This window comes from Shewanella psychrophila, from assembly GCF_002005305.1.
Taxonomy (GTDB): Bacteria; Pseudomonadota; Gammaproteobacteria; order Enterobacterales; family Shewanellaceae; genus Shewanella; species Shewanella psychrophila.
In genome coordinates, this window is record NZ_CP014782.1 from 4,237,094 (window position 1) to 4,262,962 (window position 25,869).

Here is a 25,869-nt window from a genome sequence, read left to right on the forward strand (position 1 = left end):
CATATCAAATACAACTCAAATTTTGATCTAATAGGACATCAATGAAGAATAATAGCATAAAATATTAAGTTCACTTCAGTTTAGAGAACATTCCAAGCAAGTTTCGACACAGAACAACCAGCACCCAACACAATAGTCACATCATAGCTACATAACATGAGCTTTGACTTTATCTGTACTTTTAATCAATTAAGCCAAACATTCATTTTGAGAAAATTACAAATTCAGTTTTATGGTTTCTGGCAACAGACAAAGTTGATCTGAGCAAGCTTGGATTCTAATATCAATAGACTTGAGCTCTTTCTGCAGCTCCCCCTCTTGGATTACTCCTCCTTCTAGAAAGATTTCAAATCTGCCTTCATAAAGTGCAAGCTTACTATCACTAAAACCAAGTTTTCGAATTCTAGGTTCTGGATATCGAATATCTGTATCAGTTTGTGAATCTGCAACATCTCGATCTAACTTAACCGTTGTGGGAATAAACCGACTCTTTGAAACAGAATTAGCATTAACATGCCATCCATTTTCCATAGTAAAAGTGACTTTAATAACACCACCATGACTCACTTCGTTCGGTTTACTATTTAAATTAGGTTCACTATAGAATGCTTTTATCCGTCCATGTCCTTTGGCGAAAATAGCATGATTTAACCTTGCAGGGCTCAGACTGTCGGCCACACTACTGACGAAGCTATAATGTTTAAACATTTCAATAGGAAGGTGACTATGGTTTTTAGTGAACCTACCGATTAATTTTTTATAAACTGGACTCTGTGAATATAGTTCCCCTAAGGCTAATGCTTCATATACCGATGTATAGACTGAAGATTGCTCTCCATCAGTGTTCAAATTAGTGATCTTTGCATATAGACTTTTACCATCATGCTCACCATTTTCATCAAAATGAATCATCATTTGTTCTAGTAACCAATTTCCCCTAGTGGCTGCTGAACTATCGTGTAAAGCGCTAGTCGTCATAATAGATGTCTCACTCTCGTCTATGCTCTCACCTACACTCTCAACGACACGATTGCCATCACTCTGAGCATAAAACTTACGCTTACTCTCATCATCTTTTTCGGTCTGCCAAGGCTGATAGAAAGCCAGCCTAAACTGAGCTTTTGCAAACAAAGCATAATCTTCCATCTGTGGCGGAATAGATGCTCGCCCTAGGAATACTATTCGATATAGTTCTCCATCAAGTTTTGCAGCTTGCCAAAGTGACTCAAGCAAGCTGATGCTATTTTCCAGATATTCTGCTTTATCTGTTACCTCAAAAGCATCAAGTAGCGCAATCGCATAACGGCTGTTCCAACTGACAATGACTTTCTCATCAAGTTCTGGTTTTACTTTTTGCTTACGATATTTTTTTAACTCCTGATAACTGGTCAATTCACGCCAATCGGAATCTAATGAATCAAGTGATATTAAGTAATTCTGAACATTTTCATTTTGGATATCATGGGTGAACCTATTTACAACTTTAAATCCAGCTACATTGACTGTGCCTGAGTCTAACGGAGTTTCGCTAAAGTGATAATACTTACCCTCTTGTCCTTCTGAGATAGCCGATACTGCCGAAGAATAACCTGAATCATTCTTCAGCCACAGCTCAACCCAATCAATGGTTTGCTCCATTGCGATACGGTAATGCTGCTTACCTGTAATACCGTAAGCTTTTGCTAACAGAGTTATCATATTCGCTTGGGTATAGAGCATCTTCTCAAAGTGAGGGGTCTTCCACTCACTGTCCACGGTATAGCGATGAAAACTACCATCAATTGCATCAAATACCGGGCTTAACAAGATCTCTGATAGCTGATTTTCTACTGCTTTTAAATAAGCTTCATTACCTGTTCTCAAATACTCATCGAGTAAGCCAAGTTGCCAGATTTCTCGAAAAAATCGCGGTTCGCCGGGACGTTGTTCATTGAGTAAAGCCTGATAAACCGACTGATGTTGCTTAGGTAATAATTTTCGCCAGTCGCTTTTTGAAAGCGGATTTGTCTCTGGATTAGAAGTAGGAAGTGGATCAGGATTTACTGTGGCCTCTATTCTACTCGCCAGACTAAATATAGCTTTTGGTTGCTTCTGCCATCGCTTAGCAAGTCCTTGGATCACCTTAGTAAACTTATCTTTATTAAGATAAGAGTCAATCCAAACTATCTTCCCTTCTGGCGTCAATATCACATTGAGAGGCCAGCCAGCCTCACCTTTCAATAATTCCAAAGCGGATTTAAAACGCTCATCCACCAGCGGCCACTGCTCTCTATCGACTTTAATACTGATATAAGACTGATTAAGAATATCTGCGATGTCAGTATTAGCAAAACTCTCTTCTGCCATCACATGGCACCAGTGGCAAGTAGAATAGCCAATAGAGACAAAGACAAGTTTGTCACCGCTTTTAAAATCAGACTCAAAACTAGGCTGCCACTCAATCCAGTCAACGGGCTGTAGAGAGTGACTGAGCAGATAGGGAGAATCAGAATTGATTAAGTTATTAATATACTTAGGCGTAAATATATGTGAACTAACAATTTTGCGATTAACGAGCCAGGGCTTACGCGCCTTAAAGACGGCAAGTAATTCATCATTGAAAGACCCTGCATTATTTGCGCTCGCAGGCTGCAAACTAGCTTGGCTCGTGCTAATAAAGAATATGAATGATAAAAGGAGGAGCCTAGTATGCATCAGAGGGTCTCTTGATTACTTATTGTGAGTTTCGAAAAGCATGTGTGTTCTTGAATCTGCGGTCAACTATAAACAGCCTAATAGCTCAGCCACACATTTAGATTATGTCTTCATAACCAGTCATTCCGGCGAAGGCCGGAATCCATTCTGTTAACAAATCAAAAGCTGGATCCTGAAACAAGTTCAGGATGACATCTTAAAAAAGCTACGAGCTACGAGCTACGAGCTACGAGCTACGAGCTACGAGCTACGAGCTACGAGCTACGAGCTACGAGCTACGAGCTACGAGCTACGAGCTACGAGCTACGAGCTACGAGCTACGAGCTACGAGCTACGAGCTACGAGCTACGAGCTACGAGCTACGAGCTACGAGCTACGAGCTACGAGCTACGAGCTACGAGCTACGAGCTACGAGCTACGAGCTACGAGCTACGAGCTACGCATGATATAGAACCAAAAATTTAAATGACAACAATGATTTTCTATTTTTTAATCTTTTACTCGAGACTCGTAACTTTCTTAGCTCTGTCTTGTACTCGAAACTACGCTATCGAGACTTTCTCAGCACTATCTTTAACCCGAAACAACTCCTAACCTACCTCTTCGGATAGCGAACCGTATAACTTTGATTGGCTTTCACATTGCTAATACTCTGCCTGATGCCATTAGGCCAAATCACCATAAGGTTTGCCGAAGTCGCTTTTCCTAAACCTATATGTTGCTGCTTGGGGTGTACCGACATATAGCCCTGACTACCACTTACTTGACGCCATGAGTAACCATCATTTTCATAGCCCACAATAATTTGTGCCCCGATGCCATCCAGATTAACGCCATGTTTGGATGATCCCTGCAAGGTTATTTTGATCCAGTTATTATTGAGCTTCTGCGCCTGATTCTCGAATAACTGCGCCGTGTCATGATAGTTATTCACTACGACATCTAAGTCACCATCATTATCAAAATCCAGGTAGGAGGCCGATCGCGAATTAGCAATCATGTCCAAGCCACTTAACGCTGAAACATTCGATAGTTTTCCACTGCTGTTGAGGAAAAACACATTACTGGCTTTAGCTGCATCCGGAAAATTAACCGCTAAGCTTTCGCCTGTCATAGGGTCGTTGTAATAAGGATTTTCAGTGGAGTAGACATAATAATCATTCATGCCATTGAGCACGTAGAGATCATCATCCCCGTCATTATCTACATCTAAAAAGTCAGCATCCCATGCCCAACCTGTTGACGAAAAACCTCGGCCAACCAAGTCACTGTGCTGATATTTGATGACGCCGTTATCGGCAAAAGTAGACAGAAACAGGTCATTGCCTTCGACGACTCGCATATTCGCTAATTTATCTGGATTAAACTCGGCGCTGGTATCCTCGCTTGGCGTGACATATTTCTGATCTTTATTCATGGTCACAATATTCGACACATAGATATCCGCGATACCGTCACGGTTAAGGTCGCTTAAACTCAAGTTCATGGTATATGACGGCTTATCTGTGCCTAGCTTGGCAGCATAATCAACAAAACCCTTGCCTTGTTGATTGATGTAATAAGCATTTACCCCAAAGTCATTACCTACGATGAGGTCTTGCCAACCATCCATATTCAAGTCGGTATGGGTTACCGCTTGGCCCCACCCAGAGTTGTTGGCACCTAGGGCATCTTTTGCCTGTTCAAATTTGAAACCACCTTTATTGATAAATAGTACATTAACGCCACCATTGTCATTACGACGTTTTAGAGTTGGCAACTCGCCCTTGAGGTAATTACCGAAGTATTCGATGTAAATATCGAGTAAACCATCGTTGTTCACATCGAACGTCGTTGCAGGACCGCCAACAAGGCCCGCACCACCTAGTGAAGCTATTGCAGTAACTTCGGTAAACTTTGCCTCTCCATCATTACGATATACCCGGTGAGCTTCATCGACATAAGTGATCACTATGTCTTGGTCGCCGTCGTTATCAAAATCGGCTATTAAAGGCTGGCGAGGCTCACCCGCTGTGTCTTCTGAGCCTTTTCTCTTACTGTCATTATCCAAACCAGCCGAAACCGTAATATCTTCGAAGTGGCCTCCTTTATTCAAGAAGAGCTTGTTACCAAGGCCACTCAGAATAAGGATATCGGTTAATCCATCATTGTTTATGTCCTCAGCTGCAACACCACCGCCACCAAATGCTGGAGGAATAGTGATTATGCCCGTTTCAGAACTCTTACTCAGATAGCTTCGTAGCTGACGGCTTAACCAATCTGATGAGCGATGTTCGGCTTTAAAACCTTGCTTGTCTGTCACATTAATAAAATAACGAGTCTGAGGCGTATCGCCACCATTACCACCGGCAGAGATAATGCCTGTTTTTGCAAGCTTCTGAGGCTGATAGTTATGGTATTTTTGTAAGTCAGACATGATTTTTTCATAGCTCAGCGCCACAAGCTCAGAGCTAAGCATCTCTTGCTTTAACCGTTTACCTTCAATGCCCGCATTTCTAAGCAGCAGAACACCATAGTGAGCGATCGCTTCACTGAGAAGCTCAGCAGCAAAAGGATCAGCTTCAATTTTGACTAGCGATTTGGCATCTAACAGTGCCTCTTTAAAATATAACCAATGTAGGCCTGAATCTCTGAATGAGTCCATATCGTAAGATTCTATGATGACTTGCTTATCCTTCGGGTAATTAGGATAAAAAATCACATCTTCATATTCATTAATGCTATGGGGAAGCAAACTTTGCACCGACGCTGCGACATCAGATTCTTTAATTGTTGAGCCATTACTGACTCGAGCCTGAGCATCGAGATAAAGCGTGCCAGAGAATGCAATCATTGCTTCTGTGAAATATTGTTTGAATGCAGCCTTTTTAGCTGGGTCTTTAGGTAAAGCGAGTTTCGCAAAATACACTTGAAGATTACGTGCGAAAAGGGTTTGATTGACCTCATTATATTGCTCGAAGGCCGCAATTTTCTGCTCTATCAAGGGCAGTAATAAGCCTGATTTAGCCGCTTTAGATGATGAACTATTTGCAGTCCCTACATTTTCTGACGACTCCAAAGACGGGAAAATAACACCCCAACTTTGGGTAATCATCTTCGCCGAAACTTCATAACTATCCACTTCTCTAGCAAGAGAATCTGCTCGTTTTAACAGTGACAAGGTGACTAGATCCACTTTTTCAGTGATAGCTTTGGCCGCATCATCACTGAGTTCAGGAAGTTCGATGTCAAAATCAAGCAACACATCTTGCTGCACGGCTAACATGGCTCTCAATGTATAAGCAATCGAACCATAATGCTGTTGATCACGACTGTTAATTTCTGTAGTGACGCCATTAGTACTTACAGACCAGTAAGACTGGTTAACATCAGGAAGACCTTGTTTTAGTTGTTTTAGCTCGGTTTGAAATAGAAGTTCACTTGCTTCATTGACTTGAGAGAGTGAGAGTTGACTGGCATCGAGATGAAGACTCGCAGCTTTTTGCCAGATAGCACGTACAAGCCTTTTTTGCAGTTCAGTTTTAGCATATCTGGCGTTTGTAGATAGGGGAGTGCCATAAATAAGGCCTTCGAGACGAGTTGCTGTAGCGTGGCATTTAGGGTCTTTAACCGACTCTAATTTCCCCATCAGTTTTAATATACCATCATCTAACTGACTGATATCAACTTGATCAATGGCATAAGCATTTGTTGCCATACCAGATGATATTAGCACTACGCCTAACAACACAGCTTTGATACTGACGGCAAGTTTTCGTACTGGATTATGACTAAAGCCCAAACTAGAATGAATTCCATTGCTTATACTGCGCATATACAACTCCCTTTTGTCGTTACCTTCTCCTTAAACAACGATAAACAGCAGGAGTGGCCGACATATTTTTATTAAATATTTATCAACTTCAAGATATCAAAAAAACAACATGCATACCAACAAGTCTACAACCTCGGAACTAAAGCGCCCTCCTACAACATGCAAGACTATGTAAGACCGGCTTTAGCCGGGAGGAAACTATCAAATGGACAAGAGACATATCTCAAGCCTCGGGGCTAAAGCGCCCTCCTACAATATGCAAACCTATGTAGGACCAGCTTTAGCCGGGAGGAAGCTATCAAATGGACAAGAGACATATCCCAAGCCTCGGGGCTAAAGCGCCCTCCTACAATATGTAAACCTATGTAGGACAGGCTTTAGCAGGGAGGAATAATCAACATGCCCAAAAGATATATCCTAAGCCTTGGGGCTAAAGCGCCCTCCTACAAGGATAAACTCTTCTATATGCAAGCATCGTTAGCAAACAGAAAATAGCCCAAGCCTGCATACTACCGCTACTGCTTTCACTATCATTCTTCCCCTGAACATCTAAAGTAAGCTTAACCGTGTCATTATGTTCATTGGTATCGGATTCAAGTCGCTCAACGGTCGCAATAATCGAAAACTCGCCAACAGACTTAGGTGTGATCCACAACTCAATTTTTTTACGAGTTCCACCAGCTATCTCACCCAAGTTACAAACATACTCACCATCTTGGCCAACACAATTACCTGGTATATTAGAAAGTTCAAAACGAGTTCCGACACTGATTGATACACTGACTTCTGTAGCTATAGCTCCTGAAAGGTTACCGATGCTGAACATGACGGGCGAAGCCACATCAACCTGAGGGAAGTTGGGGCCATCAGCAAAAATAGACACATCCGTTTCTTGTAAACCAAAGCCACCATCCAAGCTTAAGTACCAAAGTGACACCCCATTTTGGCTATCGAATGTCACTATATCTAAGTCACCATCGTTATCTAAATCGAGTAACGCAATGCCCTTAAGGGAGTTAGATACAATAACGGCTTCATCAACACGAATATCATTCAATCCGTAATAATGCCAAATACTAACCCCTTGCGGAGTAACAAAGAAAATCTCGCTGACTCCATCATCATTGACGTCTGCTACAAGAATATCGAGCGCGTTAGGAAACTTGACATTGCTAACTTCATAATCAAGTTCAAAGACGCTTTTTATCAGTTGCCAAGTCGAATCACTATAAATAAAAGCATCCTTCAAGCCATCGTTATCTATGTCAGTAGTAATGAATTTTTCTACAGCTTGAGAGAGACTAATGACTGGAGTTGACATCCAAGTTCCCTCTTCCTGACTAACGAGCACAGGGAGGCTCGAATTTCCTGCTACTACAAGGCTAACATCTGTATCTGTCTCAATAAGTGTTATGGCCGTTATCCCGGTATCAGCTAGAACTGGGGCAGCGGCTGGCGCTTGTGAGTTATCACTTACTTTAGCATTTTTTTCTCCCTGTATAGCAGAACTGCCATTGAGCGATGCCAGCTCAAATGCATTGACTAACTCGACATTAAACTCACTAGTCCCGAGACCTGAATAAATAGCAATGTTGACTTGCGAAATACCAGCAAGAACAAGCTCTATAGTGTCATCTTGACCAAAGTCTGTAGCCAAAATAAAGTCAGCCTTTACTGCATCAAGCACAATGGATGACTCGATACCTAGCTCACTATTAAGTAAATAAGCCATGCTATTAGCCGATGCTCCTCCGGCAGTGATGATGTCGATGACATCGTCCCCATTAACATCTGCAAGCAATATAGCTTTAACATCTTGAAGCATATCTAGGTTGGACTTTAGCGTGAGGGAACCCGCACCATCATTAGTGTAGATAGTAATGGTCATAGCCGATGCGTCAAAGGCTAACATATCCACAAAGCCATCACCGTCAACATCTGCGGTTACACCCACTTCTGTAGGAGTGGCAGACAAGAGCACACCAGGAACTTGCGACAATATATTTGCAAGTAAAAGGTTAGCGCTATCGTTAACTGGCCCAGAGATATTACTCGCTGTAAGAGTCAGATTAGCATCCGCGAAACCTGACTCAATGGAATTAACTGAGAAAGTAAAGATAGATTCATGACTTGCATTAACATCGAGTTTATCACCGAGCACACACTCGATTGACGTGTCTCCCTCTTGGCAAAACTCCGGCAAACTCACGATAGTAAGTACGTCTGCGATAACTATCTCAAAGCTAACATCATTGGCATCTGCAAGGCCTAAGTTAGTGATCCCTACGACCAAGTTCACTTCCTGACTTTGAGTCGCGGGAGCAGGAGAGAAATAGATATTAGTATTTATGCTTGGAGAGTAGTTAAGATTATAAGTAACTGAGTAGGTGGAGCCGACATTTCCATTGCCGAGTAAATCATTCGCCACATCAGCAGCGAGCGTCAGTGTCACAAGGGCTTGTTCAATTGGCGTCACCAATACGCTATAACTAGTCGTATTTTGAGCCGAGAATTCAGAAAGTGTAGCGTTGGTATATTGAATGTCTTCTAAGGCAAAACCTGTAACATCTTCACTAAAAGTAAATGTGGCAGTAAAAGGAGCCGCTGTTTCATTGACTGGCCCAGAAATAACCACAGTTGGCAGCACATCATCGAAAGCATAACTTAACGTATTAGACACAGTATTGCCGTTACCTGCGGTGTCGGTCGCAGCACCTGCAGCCACTGAAACCGAAACATCGACTTCGCCTGAAGCCTCGACTTGCACCGAGTAGCTAGCAGAGTTAATCACCTGAAAATCAGCCAAACTTGCATTCACGACACTTATATCATCGACAGTAAAACCTGTGACATTTTCATCAAATACAATATCGACAGCAAAAGATCCAGTTTGTCCGCCATTTGGCCCGGATAAAACCACATTGGGTTTAATCGCATCGACGACAAATGTGCTACTAGGCCCGGCCGACGGCGCTAAGTTAGTGCTAAATCGAGCGGTGCCTTCAGCAATAGTTATACCTAATTTTCCTTGCCCCGAAATATTTTGAATTGTGACAATGGCTGTTGTTGTGTCACCATTTGTCACCACAATTTCACCCTGCGCCGTATCAGTTGAATTAAGTGTGATAGCCTGTGTATCGAGGTTAACCTGCTCTGCATCGAAATAACTTATGGTATAAGTTACTGGCCCTGTACCGGCTAATGATGATGAAGGAGCACTGATAACTAAGCTAGGAGTTGGCACTAATGGCGTCGTTTGGTATTCAAACTCGACGTCAACAGCAGCCGTATTAGTCACTGTCGCATCGAGAGCATCAATTGCAACGCCCGCTGCAATTGATAAAGTTACCACCCCATCGGCAATAGGAGTGACAACCACACTATAGTTGCTTCCAGAACCACTAAAACCGGATAACGTGCCGTTGATAGCTGTGATATCCGATTGAATAAAATCAGTCACATCATCTGAAAAATTGATAGTCATATTGACTGAGGTATTCGATGTAGGACTGGTGACATCAACGCTTGAAGCAACTGTGATCTCGTTAACACTGATGCTATCTATTGCGGGGCTGATAAACATAACCCCACCTATGGTTGCCATTAAGGTACTTGAGGCTGTGGTATATGAATTAGCTAAAGTTCCTGCCGGGAAGTTGACTGTTACGGTTAAAGCACATTGAGAGCCCGCACTCACTTCAACGCCTGACACCATTAGCATAGTCGTACCAGTGGCAGAACTTGAAGCACCACAAAAATTAGACTGAGCAACTGAAGTCACGCTTGCACCGACATTAAGCTTTGAAAAATCTTCAGAAAATTGTATAGCTGTAGCGTCACCAGCTCCCGCTACGTTAGTTATCAGGTAAGTCAGGTCGACATCTGCACCACTGGCACCCACTCTGATTGATTCAACATCAACTGAACCAATATTAAAGCTTTTAGTAAAGCTCAAGCCACTGACACTCAAATCAGTGCTGTTTACACTGTTACTGACGTTATTACCATTTACTTGCGCACTGATAACCGAACTTGTAAAGGTAACATCACCCACGGTATCTGCCGGCAGTTGTACCGAAACTGAGAAGTCACAAGTATCGGCCGCAGCAAGAGTGCCTCCTGTAAACGTGAGCATGCCTGTTCCACTGATACTAGAACCCGAACCACAGATATCCCCACTAGGTAAACCTGTTGCCACCATACCTGTCATTACTGCGTCTAGGTCTAATGTAAAACCAATAGCAGTGGCAGAATCCGAAGATGCAAAATCATGCTGAAGCGAGAAGTTGATCACTCCCGCGCTGCCAGGTAGAACCGTGGTGTCGACAAACGAGAAGCTCAATGAAGGTGCTGTATCAATAATCACGCTTTCGCTTGCAGACGGAGACCCACTCGAGATTAACTGCGAATTTATAGTCGACAATATTGTGCCAACTGACACATTGTAATTTCCTGCAGCCAAACTCGTTGGCAGAGACAGCAACACATCAAATGTACAGCTGTCACCGGCGGCAAGACCCGCGCTGGATACTGAAACATCCGTAATTGTTGGTGGATTCTCTGAGTCGACAACAGGATTAAAGAGTGAGCCTACGCCACAGTCACCCGTCACTGGTAGCGTATCGACTGATATTCCACCGATTGAACTTACATTTAGACTAAATGAAATATCACTTGCAGCATTAACGGTATCTAGGTTCGTTAACACATGACGTAAAGTGACCGTACCTCCTGCGGTAAGGAAAGGCTCAACAACCTTAGAGATCCCCTCATTTTTCAATTTTAAATAATCCCGAAAATTGAACGGTAAATAGGCTGGTTTTTAAGGTAACGATAAAAATTATCCATTAGAGGTTCTGCCCACTCTTCTCGCATCGTGGGTAACAGTTCATAGTAAATACAACCTTGGCGAAACAGAGAGTATGAGCGAGTTTTACTGGTATTTGCCTTTATTGTCTTTTCCAAGTCAGCATCCTCGCCCGCTTTTCCTAGTAGCGTCAGCAAGCCTATCGCCAAGGCGCTTAGCAAAAACAACCGGTCTCTACGTACCGGGGAACGCGTGTAGGTGGCACTCATCCCCATGCCAAAACGATAGTCTTTAATGTCACGAAAAGTCGTCTCTATCCCCCAACGTTTCCCATATAAAGTCAACATCTTGCTACTCACTAGGTCACGTCGACTTGATGCTAAATACCAAGCTTCTTTCATGCCTTTTTTCTTGGTGCAAATGACCCGAGCGACTGCTTGCTTATTACCCGTTATTTGAACGTCCTTAAGGGTTCTTGTTATGCCGCTGGGTAATAGCCAGTCCTTTACTGGAAACAGCTCTCCTACCGCATCGGTGACTTTGATATTAGCCTTAATTCTAATGATGAAGTCAAAACCCAGCTCATGTTCAATGAAGTTAAATAGTGCCGTATCACTAAAGCCTCTATCAGCAACAATTGTCACTTTAACATCCTCTGCAACGATCGACCTTAACTTAACCAACAACTCATCTTCATGGTTGTTTCTATTACCTTTTAAAGCATGTTTACGATGGGTTTTCCATAGCAGTGGCGTGTTACGTCCATGGGTTGTTTGCATACTCAGTACGATGGTTGAATGGTCGTCTGAATCAAATTCAGTCCAATCGAGAGAGACCACTATCTCTTTGCGTGCACCGATAATATAAGGCCCCCAGGAGTCCAGTAATTGCCAGACGTTTAACTTTGTATTACTGAGTAATCGGTCTACTTGTTTAATAGCAGACTTACGCTTAAGTTTATTGGCTTGGGCTAAGCCAGCGCCAATGGCATGAATAGCGAGTGACCCCTTTTCAATCACTCCGTGAGCGGCATTAGCAAGTGAGGTGACCCTTTTAGCATGCATGTCATGGCCAAAGAGTTCATCGATGTGATTATGAATAAGGGCTTTATTTATCATGTTATAAATTTTAGAACATAGAGTGATTTGGCTTATTATACTCTGGAAGCCTTGCTGCCTCTGGTTATTATGAGGGGATGCTTAAGCTCAACAACACTAACAGTGAGACTCGGAGCATTTGAAACCACCAGAGAGTTACTCACGTCAGTATAATTTGTAGTGCTACTGTCCAAGGTCGCTGAGATGCTAGTTGCCGTATTGGTATAAGCACCTTGTGGCGCATTACTAGGAATCGTAACTGGCACAGAGAAACTACAACTCGCTTCCGTAGCGAGTGTGCCACCAGTCAAAGTAATACTACCGTTTCCCGAGATGCTCGAACCCGAACCACAAATATCATTTAAAGGCAGCCCCGTTGCAACAAGTCCCGCAAGCGCTGCATTGAGATTATCTGAAAAGGTTATATCTGTAGCAGAAAAATTTCGGTCGAAGTTGGTGATGGTGAAATCTAAGGTGCCTGTACTCGAACCTGGTACTGCAGTGAGAGGGTTGAAATTAACATTCAAAAATTCACGCTGTACCTCGAAAGAAGCACCTACTTTTCCGGAATACACTAGTGAAGGGTTTACAAAAAAACTGATATTTCCCCAAATCAAATCAATCATGCCAGCTGTATTAGAGACAATATCAATAGAGGCAGTACAAGCAGCTTCTGAAGCAAGCGTTATACCAGAGAGAAATTGAATTAGCACCTGCTGGTTCAGCAAGCGAAACACCACCACAATCGCTGCTAAAATTGGCAATGGGCGCAATAACTATTCTACTGGGTAAATTAATAGCCGCTGTGCCTGACATTATAGTGCTGCCAGTATTAGTAAAAGCATAGTTTATAGTGTTAACAGCACCCACAGATATAACCGGAGAAGCCAGAGATACGCCGAGAGTAAAAAGAGTGGCGTCGACGGTTAATGTGGTTGATATATTAGTTCCGGCTCCTAAGCTTGAGTTCAAACCGGAGGTGAGAGTTGCGCCAGTTGCGGTTGCAGTTACGTTAAACTGTAAAATACAGCTTGCTCCGGCTGCGAGACGGTAATTACTCGCTGAAAATAAAGATGCACCGGCAACTGCGCTATAACTGCCATCCAGACAAGTCGTGAGATCGCCCACTTGCTCTGCAATTAAATGATTTGCCGGCAATGTTGCAGTAAAAGCAATATCTGTTGCTGAACTCGCAGACGTATTAGTTAAGGTATAAGTTAAAGTACTCAAATGACCTGATGCAATAGTAGGAGTACTAAACGCCCCAGATAAAGTCAGATCTGTACCAGCCGCATGGCTAACCTTTGCGATCAACAACAGTGAAATATAAAAAACCAAATAAACAGCATTTAAAAGACACTTCTTCTGCTTGGAGGTGTTTTTCATTGTAATTCCTTTTATATATCTCTTATTAGCGCAACAAATGAACGTAGTTAAATATAATTACAAAATAACTATACACATAATGATAACACTTGAACAAATTATTGTTAGCCCCTTCTTGAAGTTTTAATATGGTCAACTAAATTTTATCCAAAACTAAGCAGCATTAACGAGAAAATAATAAATAACGATAAATATCAATCAGATATACCCACCCAAGGATAAATAAACTTATGTTTTTATCAATAAAAATACAAACAGTAATTAGTTCAAAATAAACATCTGGTCAAACCTTTGACGCTTACCTACACATTTTCACTGCCTATTGTTATCATTAGGTTAAAATTAACTCATTATTTCAATATGCAGGTGAGAAAATGATGATTGCATATAAAAAACCGCTTCTAATAGTCCTTTGTATTTCTAGTTCATTGAGTTTCTCAATCAATGCCAAACAGATAGTTGCGAGTGGTTCTCAATTAGAAGTGAGCGCTTTAAGCACTGAAAATAAATTTGATGAAGCCATTGTGACAATCACAGGCCCTAACGGTTTTGAAAAACAGATAAGAGTAGACGCTAACAATAGTGAACTTGATATAGAGCAACTTGGCATAGTCAAAGACGGCAATTACAGCTATCAAGTTGAATATAGCCAATGGGGTGAGGTTGAAATAGTTAATGACCGTAAGACTGGTAGGCAGGGAGCAACCCGAAACTTGGGAAAAGTTGAGACCAAGTCTGGATACTTCAATGTCAGAGACAGTGAGTTTGTTCAGGAAGCAGATTACGAAGGGGAGCAGGGGCAGGAAACAAAAGCGGACCAGATGCTTGAGCAAATAGTTGATAAGAATAATTTTGAAATCGTGGACGAGCAGTTAGCCAAGTAACTTGGCTATTCCTTACTAAACTTGAAATAGCAAGGGTAATAACAATGAATAAAAATATGAGTATTAGTATGAAAACAACTTTAAGAGTACTGCCACTTAGCTTAGCTATATCAATGGTAATGGCTACATCGGTCCACGCAGACCAAGTAATACTCGATGATCTGATCGTCGATGGCAGTAATTGTGTAGGCATGGACTGTGTAAATGGTGAGTCATTTGGTTTCGATACTCTACGCCTAAAAGAAAATAACTTACGTATCAAGTTTATTGATACGAGTTCAACTTCAAGCTTTCCATCTAATGATTGGCAGATAACCGCCAATGACAGTGCTAATGGCGGTGCAAACAAATTCTCTATTGATGATATAGATGGCGGCAGAACACCATTTACACTCGAGGCAGGTGCGCCAAGTCATTCACTGTACGTCGATGATGGTGGGCGATTGGGTTTAGGGACAAATACCCCAGTAGTAGACGTACATATAAAATCAGGTAACACCCCTACCCTAAGGCTAGAACAGGATGGCAGCTCCGGCTTCACCCCACAAACCTGGGATGTAGCTGGTAACGAAGCTAACTTTTTTATACGTGACGCAACCAATGGTTCGACACTGCCATTTAGAATATTTCCAGGAGCGCCATCTAGTGCATTATCAATAGCTGCTGATGGTGATGTGGGAATTGGAACAACCTCTCCGGTAGGGAGGTTTGATGTCAAAAACCAAGGAAATAACAGAACAATATTGTCTTTATCTGACGCTGGAGACCTGGGCATAGGTAATGGTTCTGCAGCACTTTACTATGGGGTTCAGGCAAATCTAGACATAAAAGGGGAAGCAAATGATAGCACCATGTTTGGAATGACTACTCAATTAGATTCTCGTAATAGTTCTATTGCTTTCTTAGGAGAAAATACTGTCCGAAAATGGCTATTAAGTTCTAGAAATAGTTCAGATGCAGGAAGAAGTGCAACCGATGATAGGTTTGCTATTTCTAATGGCGCCTCAAGTGAAGTATTCACAGTTCATCAAAATGGTAGCGTTTACTTTGGTGATAGCCCTTCAAGCTTAAACAATAATACAACACATGCTATAGATACTTCGACAGGAGCTCACTTGACGATAGGTGGTGTTTGGACAAACGCTTCAAGTCGTGAACTAAAAGATAAAATTACAAGCATATCTATTGACGCAGCAGTCACTGCTTTGAAGCAGCTTAAGCCTGTTACGTACATTTATAAAGCAGAGCCTTCGGAAACATATGCAGGATTTATATCAGAAGATGTTCCTGAGCTGGTAGCAACAAATGATAGAAAAAGCCTAGCGTCAATGGATATCATTGCAGTCCTAACTAGAGTTGTACAAAACCAGAATGAAAAAATTGATATATTAAATAATAAACTAGAAATGTTAGGGAAGTAATAAATAGTGTCTCTAAACTCAGCAAGTAGCGACATTTAGAGACACTAGCTTTCTCAAGAGGTTATCGAAGATTCAACTATTACATTCCTAACTATTTTTGAGATGACTTTCATTTCGGACTCAGTCAAAGTTGGATGTACTAAAAACATTAGACTTGTTTCTCCTAAAGCAACAGCATTTTTTAACAGATTTTGTGGTAACCAATTTTTCCCTTCGAATGCTTTTTCGAGGTATACTTCAGAGCAACTACCTTGAAATATAGGTACTCCTAATTCAGTACACTTATGAATAATCTTATCTCTATTCCAACTAACCTTGAGTTTGTCAGTATTAATAAACATATATTGCTTGTAATAGGCATGTTGAACATATTGAGGAACCACCACGCTTCGAATAGCAGGTAAATCCTCTAGTGCAGCAGCAATAATATTAGCGTTTCGATTTCGTAACAATGTCCACTCTTTCATACGCTTCAACTGCACTAACCCAATACAAGCTTGAATCTCAGTCATTCGCCAGTTTGTTCCAAATGAGTCATGTAACCAGCGAAACCCTGGTTTATGATCTGATTTGGAATTATAAATCTTATCAAAGTTTTTCCCGTGGTCTTTATAAGACCACATTTTTTCCCAAAGCACTTTGCTATTTGTGGTTACCATCCCGCCTTCGCCACCAGTAGTCATTATTTTGTCCTGACAAAATGACCAAGCACCAATATGTCCAATACTACCAACGCTTCTACCTTTATATCGAGCACCATGTGCCTGAGCGCAATCTTCAATGACATAAAAGCCATGCTTGCGAGACAACTCCATTATTTGCTCCATTTCTGCAGGCATACCAGCCAAATGAACAACTATAATAGCTTTAGTATTTGGCGTTAATACGGACTCTATCGAGGAAGCTTCGATATTTTGACTATTCAAATCGACATCAGCGAAAATAGGTACTGCACCAGTAGTTACAATAGAAGAAGCCGTAGCGAGAAAGGTCCTTGGGGTTGTAATAACTTCATCTCCCTCCCCAATATCAAGTGCTTTTAAAGCTAAATCTAAAGCTACTGTACCGTTGGCTAGTGTAATAGCAAATTTACTATCTGCCCACGCAGCGAACTCTTTTTCAAATTCGCGACATATATTTCCTGTCCAATAATTAACTTTATTTGAGTACAGAACTTCACTTACAGCCTTAACCTCTTCTTCAGTATATGAGGGCCAAGGTGAGAACTTAGTATTTAACACAAAAAATATCCTATTCTAAATCGATTGGTTTTGCGGGACTACCTATAACGGTCAAATTGGCAGCTATATTACTTAAGACGGTCGAACCTGCACCAACAATCACATTCCTACCAATATCAACATTTTGTTTGATTGATGAGCCAATACCTATCCACGTATTATTCCCAACGGACACTCCTCCCGCGAAGTTAGCACCAGGGCTTATGTGGACGCCATCATTAATGAAGCAGTCATGATCCACTGAAGAGCTTGTATTGATTATACATCCATCACCTATTGTACAATTAGGGTTAATAACTGCGTTAGCCATAACCACAGTTCCCCCACCTACTTTTGAATATTGACTGACGATGGCAGACGGGTGTACTAGTGCCATGCTGGTAGCCCCAGCCTCTTTCAACAGACTGACCTTTGTTGACCGAATATAGTTGTCACCGATAGCGATAATAACATTATCATAGTGAGTTAATGACTGAATGAGCAGTTCCCAGCCTCCTATGACCGGCAACCTATTGACAAATTTAATGCGATCAAACCTATCATCATAAAAATGAATTGTTGAATACCCACAAAGCTCAGCAATTTCCGCGACAACCATTCCATGTCCACTGGCTCCAAATATCGCACAACTATTCAATATCATGTCCTCTAAATGGTTCAATCGTTGCGTGTCCCTTAGCACTTATACCTTCTTTCACAAAAACTTTTCTTACAGTTTTAAATAGGATTTTTAAATCGAAAATGAAATTATGATTTTCAACGTACCATACATCAAGTTCAAATTTTTCACTCCAACTTATTGCATTCCTGCCGTTCACTTGAGCCCATCCAGTAATGCCAGGCTTAACGTTATGCCTCTTAGCTTCTCGTTCGTTATATAAAGGTAAGTACTCTATTAATAAAGGTCTTGGGCCAACCAAACTCATATTACCAATCAAGACATTCCATAAACCAGGAAGCTCGTCTAAACTGGAATGTCTTAACTTATTGCCGAAAGGAGTTAACCTTTGTTCATCAGGCAAAGAACAACCATTTATGTCCCGGTCTTCTTTCATTGTTTTGAATTTATACATTTTAAAAGGGTGACTATTTAACCCTGGTCTAACTTGAGAAAAAAAAATCACTACCACCTAGTTTGACTTTAACCATAATGGTTACAACAAGTAAAACAGGTGAAAGAATTAACAAACAAAATAGTGCCGTTATAAAATCAAATACTCTTTTCATTTTCTAAATCTCTAAATCTCTAAATCTCTAAATTCATCATTGAACACTTTAGCCAAAGCTTCACTAAGTATTGTATTATCAAATTTATCTACAGCTCTTTTTCTAGCAGCGTTCCCCATTAAAACTCTTTTTTTATCATCATTTATAATAACATGTAATGATTGCGCCAAAGAGTAAAAGTCATTAACAGGTACTAGAACTCCAGTTAAATCATCAACAATGGCATCCGACAAACCATAAATATTACTACCGACACATGGAATTCCGCATGCTGCGGCTTCTATAACAACAGTACCAAACCCTTCTCTATGACTGGGTAAACACAAAACGTCCGAAACTTGCATTAACTCCTCGGGATTTATTGTAAATGGCACAAAAACAACATTTTTAGACAATAAACCTAGAGAACTGAGGAGACCCCCCTTCATGTTCTCTTCATCTGGACCAACAACTAAAAGATATAAATTAGATGAACTTTTATAAGCAACCTTAAAGGCTTCTATGAGTTCAGAAATACCTTTATCTTTGTTAAGCCTTCCAATAAAAAGAATGACTTTAGCGTGAAGAGGAATATTTAATTCGTTAAGAACTCTTTCTCGAGAAGTTAGAGAAGGAATAAACCTATTCGTATCCACACCACTAATGGATCCAGATCCTAAAACTTTACTCCCCAGTATGGATACCACCCCCTCATTAAGAAGAAAGTCACGTTGACTATGACTATCAATTAATGAAACGGTTGTGCATCGAGCTATAACCTTATCAAATGACTTCAATAAATTTCTATATATGCCAGTTTTATTCGCCCATACTTGACCTGTAAATGTGTGTATACGTATCTTTGAACCAACAAACTTACCAGCCAACATAGATATTAAACCGGCCTTAGGTGTTACGGAGTAAATAGCACTAAAACGTTCACGATGAAAAAGTTTAATTAGATGAAATAGAGCCTTAAGGTCACTGATTAAAGATATTTTTCGTACAATAGCAACATTATATAGCTTGACCTCTTCCGGCAAATTAAGGTTGCCTGAAAAGCCACCAAAGTTAGCAATAACAGAAACGTTATAGCACTTTGATAACTCACATATATGATTGATTAAAAATGAATTTACAGTCATTGGGCTGGAAACGACAACAGCAATAGATTTATTACACATAGAACCTACATTAATTGAACAGTAAGAAAAGGTTAACACTTAAGATTTTAAATTTAAACCTGAATCCTTTGATAAAAAATCGGCAATTCCATCTTCTATGGCAATGCAAGGTTTATAGCTGAGTTGTAGGATAATTTTATCATTTTCATAGGTCACATTTGAAGTCAATGCGGAAATCCTTGACTTTGTTAATGGAAATCGTGACCAATTTCTAAAAAGCTGACTCACCAATGTTACTAACCTTTTATTCAAGGTAAATACCCTACCACGTTTCATATAAAATTTTGAAATCAAGCTAACAAAGTCGGTAAGTAGCATGTTGTCTGATATAATATAATCTTCTCGATCTGAAGATTGTAACTGGCCACACAAAAAAAGACTTTCCACGACATTATCAACATGTACATAGTTCACTCTGTAGTCTCTAGGGTTTCCGATGTAAAAAAACATCCCGGACTGAACCATTTTAATAAGAGACCGCAACGATTCATTAGGCATCTCACAACCGAAGACGTTAGAAGGCCTAACGATAGAAAAGGCAATATTATTTAAAATACAGTAATCTTTCACAATAATCTCGGCATTAGCCTTAGTTACTTCATAAGTTCCATGAGGTTGAAATAACTCATTTTCAGTAATATGAGCCATATGTTTAGGACCATAAACACCAACACTGCTTAACTGTACCCATTTAGTACCAGTTCCTTTTAACTGCTCTAACATGCTCCGTACAGAATTGACATGCAGATCTTCCATCTTACTTTCATCTTTGATTTCTCCAGCACAGTTAAAAACAACATCGTACTTAGAAAAATCAATCATAGAAACAGGACTACTAATTAAATCAAAGACAATAAACTTTACTCTTTCATCCAATTTGTTAAGCGCTTTCCCGCCTCTTGTGATCGCTGTTACGCTCAAATTTTCAATGAGTAATCTTTCTACCAACTTTTGGCCAATAAAACCCGTAGCCCCCAACACCAAAGCTTTCATTTTAACACCTCAACATAATTAGAATTGACCGACTTACGAGACATGAGATACCCTAACAATATCTGACCAGGTAGAAAAAATATTACAGGGTAATGAAAAGTCGCAACTAGTATCACAATAATAGGAATAGCAGTGCTTCTGGTGATTTTAGAAAGTATATAACCAATTAAGATGCAAAAAGACAATAATCCATAGCCTAACACGAAGTATAACCAAGCAAAATCGCCACCATACCCTTCAGCTAAAGAATCAATATTACCAAAAATATAATCCACAATCGTAAACCCGGTAAAATGAGACATAAACTGTTGCCTTTTAAACTCTATTAAGATTTCAACATAGCCAGAGTTAAATTTCAGCCCTAAGGAGTCAATGATCCCCAGCACTTCCTGATGAAATGCACCAATAAGAATAATAACTAATGGTAATAACAACACAAAGAACTTAAAAAGTCTCAGAAAGAAATAAGTTAGCAAGCTGAAAAACCCACTCCCAGATGCGAATAACAACATACATCCAATGAAAGCTGACTTTTGAATACGAGACAGCACATACATACTCATCAAAACAACAAGTAAACTGCTAGCGACCGACGCATTCCCACCGAATGAATACGGCCTTTGATATCCACCAATGTTAAAATGACTGTGCGCTGAAGCATCTGGAAAATTAGGTAACATTTGTGCTGGTAAAATGGTATTGATTAATATAGCTTCCATAGGGATAATCATCAGCAGAAATAACATAATTGCCTTTACAGGTAATTCACCCTCTACTTTAAAAAATAGATAGAAAACAATAAAACCAAAATAGAATCTAAAAGTTGTGATAGATAAGACTGGATCACCAATAAGTATATTAACAATCAGATTGGAAAATATATAAGCAATAAATAAAACATCAAAAAGACTGAATTTAGCGAATACACCTTTTAATATACAAATATAACTAATCATTCCAAGTGGACTAAAAAAAACACCAAAAAAACCCAACAAAACAAACTTATTAAACATAATTCTCTCGAAATAAATTTGGTACAAGTTTCATATTAGCCCCGACAAATATAATTAATAGCAAAATTAAATAGTACCCAAAATATTTTATATATCTCTATTAAGTAAAAGGCGAAAAAATCTTAACAGATGAGAAATTAAAACTATGCCTAAGTATTTCCCATTTGATAAAAGCAAAAACTTTGATGATGCCAAAAGCGATTTAATTAAAAACCTAGATTTACCGCCTTTACTTCCTAAAGATGCCGAGAAAACACGATATCTGACAAGAGCATCTCCTAAATGGCAAAATTTGCAGTCTTGTTTATTCAGCAACTGTAACCATAAAAAATAATCTTCAACTGTCACCAAGTCAATATCTTCGGAAAACCTAAGCGAACCAATAAATTGACGTTCGACGATGACAGAGGATGTCGTTATCGTATTCCTAACTAACATAGATTTTACACCATAACTTTTCTTATCTTCATTAGGTTTTTTTAAGTTAGATTTTAGCGGTACCCCATACTGATCAATATTACATGTCGATGTTGATAAGAAATTATAACTTTCAGACATCATTAAATCTATTTGAAGCTGTAATTTATTTTCCTCCCATATGTCATCGGAGTCAAGAAACGCGATGTAATCACCTTTTGAAGATTCAATACCAAGATTACGAGGATGCGCAGGTCCGCCTGAATTGTTCATTGTTTGAATTACTGATATATTACTAAATTTGTGACTGTACTCATTCACCACACTTAAACTTTCATCAGTAGAACAATTATCAACAATTACAATTTCAAAGTTTTTATAGCTTTGATTAATTATTGATTCAACTGTTTCTGTAATAAAGTCTGCACAGTTATATAATGGTACAACCACACTTACCAATGGATTATTGCTCATTTCTTATTACCAAGTAGTGTAAATATACTTAATGCTTCTTTAGAAAATTTATTTTTAAATTCGAAGTCTACAAAGGAAGTCAATTTACTATTCGAAACCATTAGATTATTAGCGCTTGAAAAGTCATCTTCATTAAAAGTCACATCTATTTTATTTCCAGAAAACTCATAGTATGCATCTTGAACATAGGAAGCGAGCTCTCTCAAAGAATATATAGCTCCGGAAGATAAATTATAAATACTATTTAAAGGTAATTTCTCGTATTGTTCCTTACTGATGATGTCTACAACATCTCCCATCCAGATAAAGTCTCTCTTACCTTTCCCGTTACTAGTGAGTTTTATATTATTATTTTCTACGGCTTGACGACAAAAATCATTAAAAATGAGATACCACTTATCTGTTTGATCATCCGCAGGACAACCGTAACTATTAGTTAATCTAAAAATTAAATAATTCAGGCCGTTTGTTCTAGAGTGTTTTTCTATATATTTTTCAGCAAAATAATGCGTTAACCCATAATCATTTTTAGGTTCTACTTCAGTACGCTCTGTTATTTCCCCCTCAGACAAGCCATACACATGAAAAGTACTGAAATAAATTAACTTACCCACACCATTAATTGATAAGGCCTGACATAGATATTCAGTTCCTAGTGAGTTGATAAGCAGAGCATCTTTTGAATAACCAGATTTGAAATGTTCGTTATAACTAGCGGCATGAATACACAAATCAAAATATTCATCTATAACAGATTCTATCTGCATCAAACTTGTAATATCAGCCTTCAAAAAATGATAATTAGGATGAACAATGACTACTTTTTCGCTTCTTCCTAACACACAGACTTTATGACCGAGCGAAAGGTAATGCTTTGTAATCCACAAACCTAAATTTCCAAGACCGCCAGTTATAAGTACATCCATACTAATTCCAGTTGTAATTAATTTGCTCTAGAGGGCAATTGACGCTCTCTGAGGGGTCATGCTCAATACTCGCAATATTTAGTAACAAATTTTGTCCTATTTGCATTCCCTGAAAAGAAACCCACAACCCAGGCGCAATAGTTAAACGAGAGTAGTTTTTAATACCTAGTGTAATTTCAAAGAACTGCTGAAATGTACTTGAATGAAAGCGGTCATCATATATCACAAACCTGATACTTCCAACAGGCACGATTAAGCTCAGCACCATTTCATTATGCTTTTTCCAACCTTTAATATCACCATGATTAACGTTAGAAAAATATGCCTCGCCGAAAGAAACATATGACTCATCAGTAGATTTCAAACCATGATAAATATCACCTTTATCATTGGGAATCTTACGTAATGGCTCAACATTTACTCCTTCTATCATACTATTTACACCATACTAATTTTCTTTTGTTAGCTATTTCTTGATAATCTTTAATTTGTTTAGAAGTGAACTCACTCATATTTTCTTTACCTTGATAAAATAGGTAATACCACTCACTAACAAATTTAATACATTGTTCATAGTTCAAGCTGGCTTCCCACTTCAAATTGAAAAGTGCTTTATCGCAGTTAAGCTTTAATAAACCAGCCTCATGAAATGGTATATTGTCGGTAATATCATATGCTTGATTAATATTATCAAAATCCCAATGTTCGCTAAGATCAGTTAAAAGATCTTTAACAGTATGATTTTGTTCGGAACGAGGACCAAAATTATACTGTTCACCATGATTTGACTTTTGTGTTTCAAGTCCTTGCCCTAGTGCAAGATAACCACTTAAAGGCTCTAATACATGCTGCCAAGGGCGTGTAGCGTCTGGACACCTTATTTCTACCTTATCACCACTATTCCAGGCTCTCATACAATCAGCAACAATACGATCGACAGCCCAATCACCGCCACCAATTACGTTGCCCGCTCGACCTGTGGCAATTCTTACATTACCTTCAGCAGTCGGGAAAAATGATTTTTGGTAGGCATGAAATATAACTTCGGCAGCACCTTTAGAACCACTGTATATATCGCGCCCCCCAACGGGATCAGTCTCCTTATAGCCCCAGACCCACTCGACATTTTCGTAACACTTGTCGCTTGTTATAATAACAGCATTACATCTGTGATTAAGCTTCCTCAATACTTCAAGAATATTAGCAGTGCCCATGACGTTCGAGGATATAGTTTCGAGCGGATCATGGTAAGAAAGTGACACTATAGGCTGAGCAGCTAAGTGGAATAAAAAGTCAGGCTTATAAGAATTAATAATATTTGAAATAATATCTAAGTCTCGAACATCTGCAATATGATGCTCAATTTTAGTGTCTAGCTCCAAAACTTCAAACATAGATGGTTGAGAAGGGATATCTTTTGATATACCACAAACATCCGCACCTAAATCTAATAGCCAAGATGTCAACCATGTTCCTTTAAAACCAGTATGACCGGTTACTAGTACTTTTTTGCCTTTATATACGTTACCAAACATATTACCAACTCTTCCATTTTGCTTCATTAGAGTCAAACATTTCGTTCAACTTTTGTTTATCATTTAGTGAATCCATGCACTTCCAAAATCCATAGTGTTTATAAGACATTAACTCGCCGTCTGTTGCTAAACTCTGAAGAGGTTCTTGTTCAAAAACAGTTTTATCACCACTCTGAATATAATCTAAAACTTTAGGTTCACAAACAAAAAAACCACCGTTGATCCAATGTCCATCACCCTTTGGCTTTTCAAGAAAATTGGTTATTTGATCTCCTTCAAGCTCTAATGCACCAAATCTTCCTTCTGGCTGTACTGAAGTCATCGTAATAGCCTTGCCATGGCTTTTATGAAAATCTACCAATGACAAAATATCTATATCTGATACACCATCACCATAAGTTAGCATAAAAGGCTCATCACCGATTATTTCTTTAGCTCGCTTTATTCGCCCACCAGTCATAGTATGCAAACCAGTATCGATTAATGTAACAGTCCAAGGTTCTGAAGTGTTTTTATTAATTTTCATCTCGTTAGTTGATAAATCGATAGTCACATCACTTTGGTGCAGAAAATAATTAGCAAAGTACTCTTTTATATAATAGCCTTTATAACCCAGCAAGATCACAAAGTCATTATATCCATGTTGAGAATACATTTTCATAATATGCCAAAGGATTGGCTTCCCACCAATATCAACCATTGGCTTTGGTCGAATATCAGTTTCTTCACTTAATCTTGTTCCAAAACCACCTGCTAACAATAATACTTTCATATAAA

General features: G+C 39.5%; 19 protein-coding genes. 2 read left to right on the plus strand and 17 right to left on the minus strand.

From position 1 onward, the window contains the following. Positions 1–216: 216 nt before the first annotated feature. The 6 genes from sps_RS18245 to sps_RS18275 form a co-directional block, all read right to left on the minus strand. Positions 217–2,634, minus strand: a complete 2,418-nt coding sequence (locus sps_RS18245; protein ID WP_169915822.1) for a thioredoxin domain-containing protein — start codon at positions 2,632–2,634, stop codon at positions 217–219. Between the two features lie 655 nt (positions 2,635–3,289). Beyond that, positions 3,290–6,508: a CRTAC1 family protein gene (locus tag sps_RS18255; RefSeq protein ID WP_077753806.1), complete on the minus strand. Its 3,219-nt coding sequence runs from the start codon at positions 6,506–6,508 to the stop codon at positions 3,290–3,292. A 430-nt stretch (positions 6,509–6,938) separates the two neighbouring features. Beyond that, a complete protein-coding gene (locus tag sps_RS18260) occupies positions 6,939–11,288 on the minus strand; it encodes an Ig-like domain-containing protein (protein ID WP_077753807.1) in 4,350 nt (1,449 codons plus the stop codon). 2 nt (positions 11,289–11,290) lie between these two features. Further along, entirely contained in the window at positions 11,291–12,433 is a 1,143-nt protein-coding gene (locus sps_RS18265; protein ID WP_077751384.1) for an IS4 family transposase, read from the minus strand. Between the two features lie 35 nt (positions 12,434–12,468). After that, the gene (locus tag sps_RS18270) at positions 12,469–13,038 is read right to left on the minus strand and encodes a DUF7933 domain-containing protein (RefSeq protein WP_077753808.1); all 570 of its coding nucleotides are present in this window, start codon (positions 13,036–13,038) and stop codon (positions 12,469–12,471) included. Between the two features lie 22 nt (positions 13,039–13,060). Continuing rightward, on the minus strand, positions 13,061–13,798 hold the full coding sequence (locus sps_RS18275; protein WP_077753809.1) for a DUF7933 domain-containing protein: 738 nt from the start codon (positions 13,796–13,798) through the stop codon (positions 13,061–13,063). A 374-nt stretch (positions 13,799–14,172) separates the two neighbouring features. Here sps_RS18275 and sps_RS18280 point away from each other — a divergent pair, with 374 nt between their 5' ends. Further along, positions 14,173–14,682: a hypothetical protein gene (locus sps_RS18280; protein ID WP_077753810.1), complete on the plus strand. Its 510-nt coding sequence runs from the start codon at positions 14,173–14,175 to the stop codon at positions 14,680–14,682. Positions 14,683–14,726: 44 nt separating this feature from the next. Next, positions 14,727–16,103, plus strand: coding sequence for a tail fiber domain-containing protein (locus sps_RS18285; protein ID WP_077753811.1), 1,377 nt, complete (start codon positions 14,727–14,729; stop codon positions 16,101–16,103). 53 nt (positions 16,104–16,156) lie between these two features. Here the strand turns inward: sps_RS18285 and sps_RS18290 are convergent, their stop codons facing one another. The 11 genes from sps_RS18290 to rfbF all read right to left on the minus strand — a co-directional run bounded on the left by sps_RS18290 (position 16,157) and on the right by rfbF (position 25,864). Beyond that, positions 16,157–17,344, minus strand: a complete 1,188-nt coding sequence (locus tag sps_RS18290) for a DegT/DnrJ/EryC1/StrS family aminotransferase (protein WP_077753812.1) — start codon at positions 17,342–17,344, stop codon at positions 16,157–16,159. 10 nt (positions 17,345–17,354) lie between these two features. After that, positions 17,355–17,987 (minus strand): acetyltransferase, encoded by a 633-nt coding sequence (locus sps_RS18295; protein WP_149027426.1) that lies wholly within the window; start codon positions 17,985–17,987, stop codon positions 17,355–17,357. Continuing rightward, entirely contained in the window at positions 17,974–18,474 is a 501-nt protein-coding gene (locus sps_RS18300) for a sugar transferase (protein WP_335695434.1), read from the minus strand. The genes sps_RS18295 and sps_RS18300 overlap by 14 nt, the downstream gene beginning before the upstream one ends. Positions 18,475–18,582: 108 nt before the next feature. Then, positions 18,583–19,734: a glycosyltransferase gene (locus tag sps_RS18305; RefSeq protein ID WP_077753813.1), complete on the minus strand. Its 1,152-nt coding sequence runs from the start codon at positions 19,732–19,734 to the stop codon at positions 18,583–18,585. Between the two features lie 39 nt (positions 19,735–19,773). Further along, positions 19,774–20,727, minus strand: coding sequence for an NAD-dependent epimerase/dehydratase family protein (locus sps_RS18310; RefSeq protein WP_077753814.1), 954 nt, complete (start codon positions 20,725–20,727; stop codon positions 19,774–19,776). After that, complete coding sequence (locus tag sps_RS18315; protein ID WP_077753815.1) at positions 20,724–21,740, minus strand: hypothetical protein; 1,017 nt, start codon at positions 21,738–21,740, stop codon at positions 20,724–20,726. Before sps_RS18315 ends, sps_RS18310 begins: the two co-directional genes overlap by 4 nt. Before the next feature lie 87 nt (positions 21,741–21,827). Continuing rightward, positions 21,828–22,631: a glycosyltransferase family 2 protein gene (locus sps_RS18320; RefSeq protein WP_077753816.1), complete on the minus strand. Its 804-nt coding sequence runs from the start codon at positions 22,629–22,631 to the stop codon at positions 21,828–21,830. Then, positions 22,628–23,557 carry an NAD-dependent epimerase/dehydratase family protein gene (locus sps_RS18325; RefSeq protein ID WP_077753817.1) on the minus strand — a complete coding sequence of 310 codons (930 nt, stop codon included), beginning with the start codon at positions 23,555–23,557 and terminating at the stop codon, positions 22,628–22,630. The genes sps_RS18320 and sps_RS18325 overlap by 4 nt, the downstream gene beginning before the upstream one ends. 1 nt (position 23,558) lies before the next feature. After that, a complete protein-coding gene (locus sps_RS18330) occupies positions 23,559–23,990 on the minus strand; it encodes a dTDP-4-dehydrorhamnose 3,5-epimerase (RefSeq protein WP_077753818.1) in 432 nt (143 codons plus the stop codon). Between the two features lies 1 nt (position 23,991). Continuing rightward, entirely contained in the window at positions 23,992–25,119 is a 1,128-nt protein-coding gene (gene rfbG, locus sps_RS18335; RefSeq protein ID WP_237157879.1) for a CDP-glucose 4,6-dehydratase, read from the minus strand. Beyond that, positions 25,094–25,864 (minus strand): glucose-1-phosphate cytidylyltransferase, encoded by a 771-nt coding sequence (gene rfbF / locus sps_RS18340; protein WP_077753820.1) that lies wholly within the window; start codon positions 25,862–25,864, stop codon positions 25,094–25,096. The genes rfbG and rfbF overlap by 26 nt, the downstream gene beginning before the upstream one ends. Between the last annotated feature and the right edge of the window lie 5 nt (positions 25,865–25,869).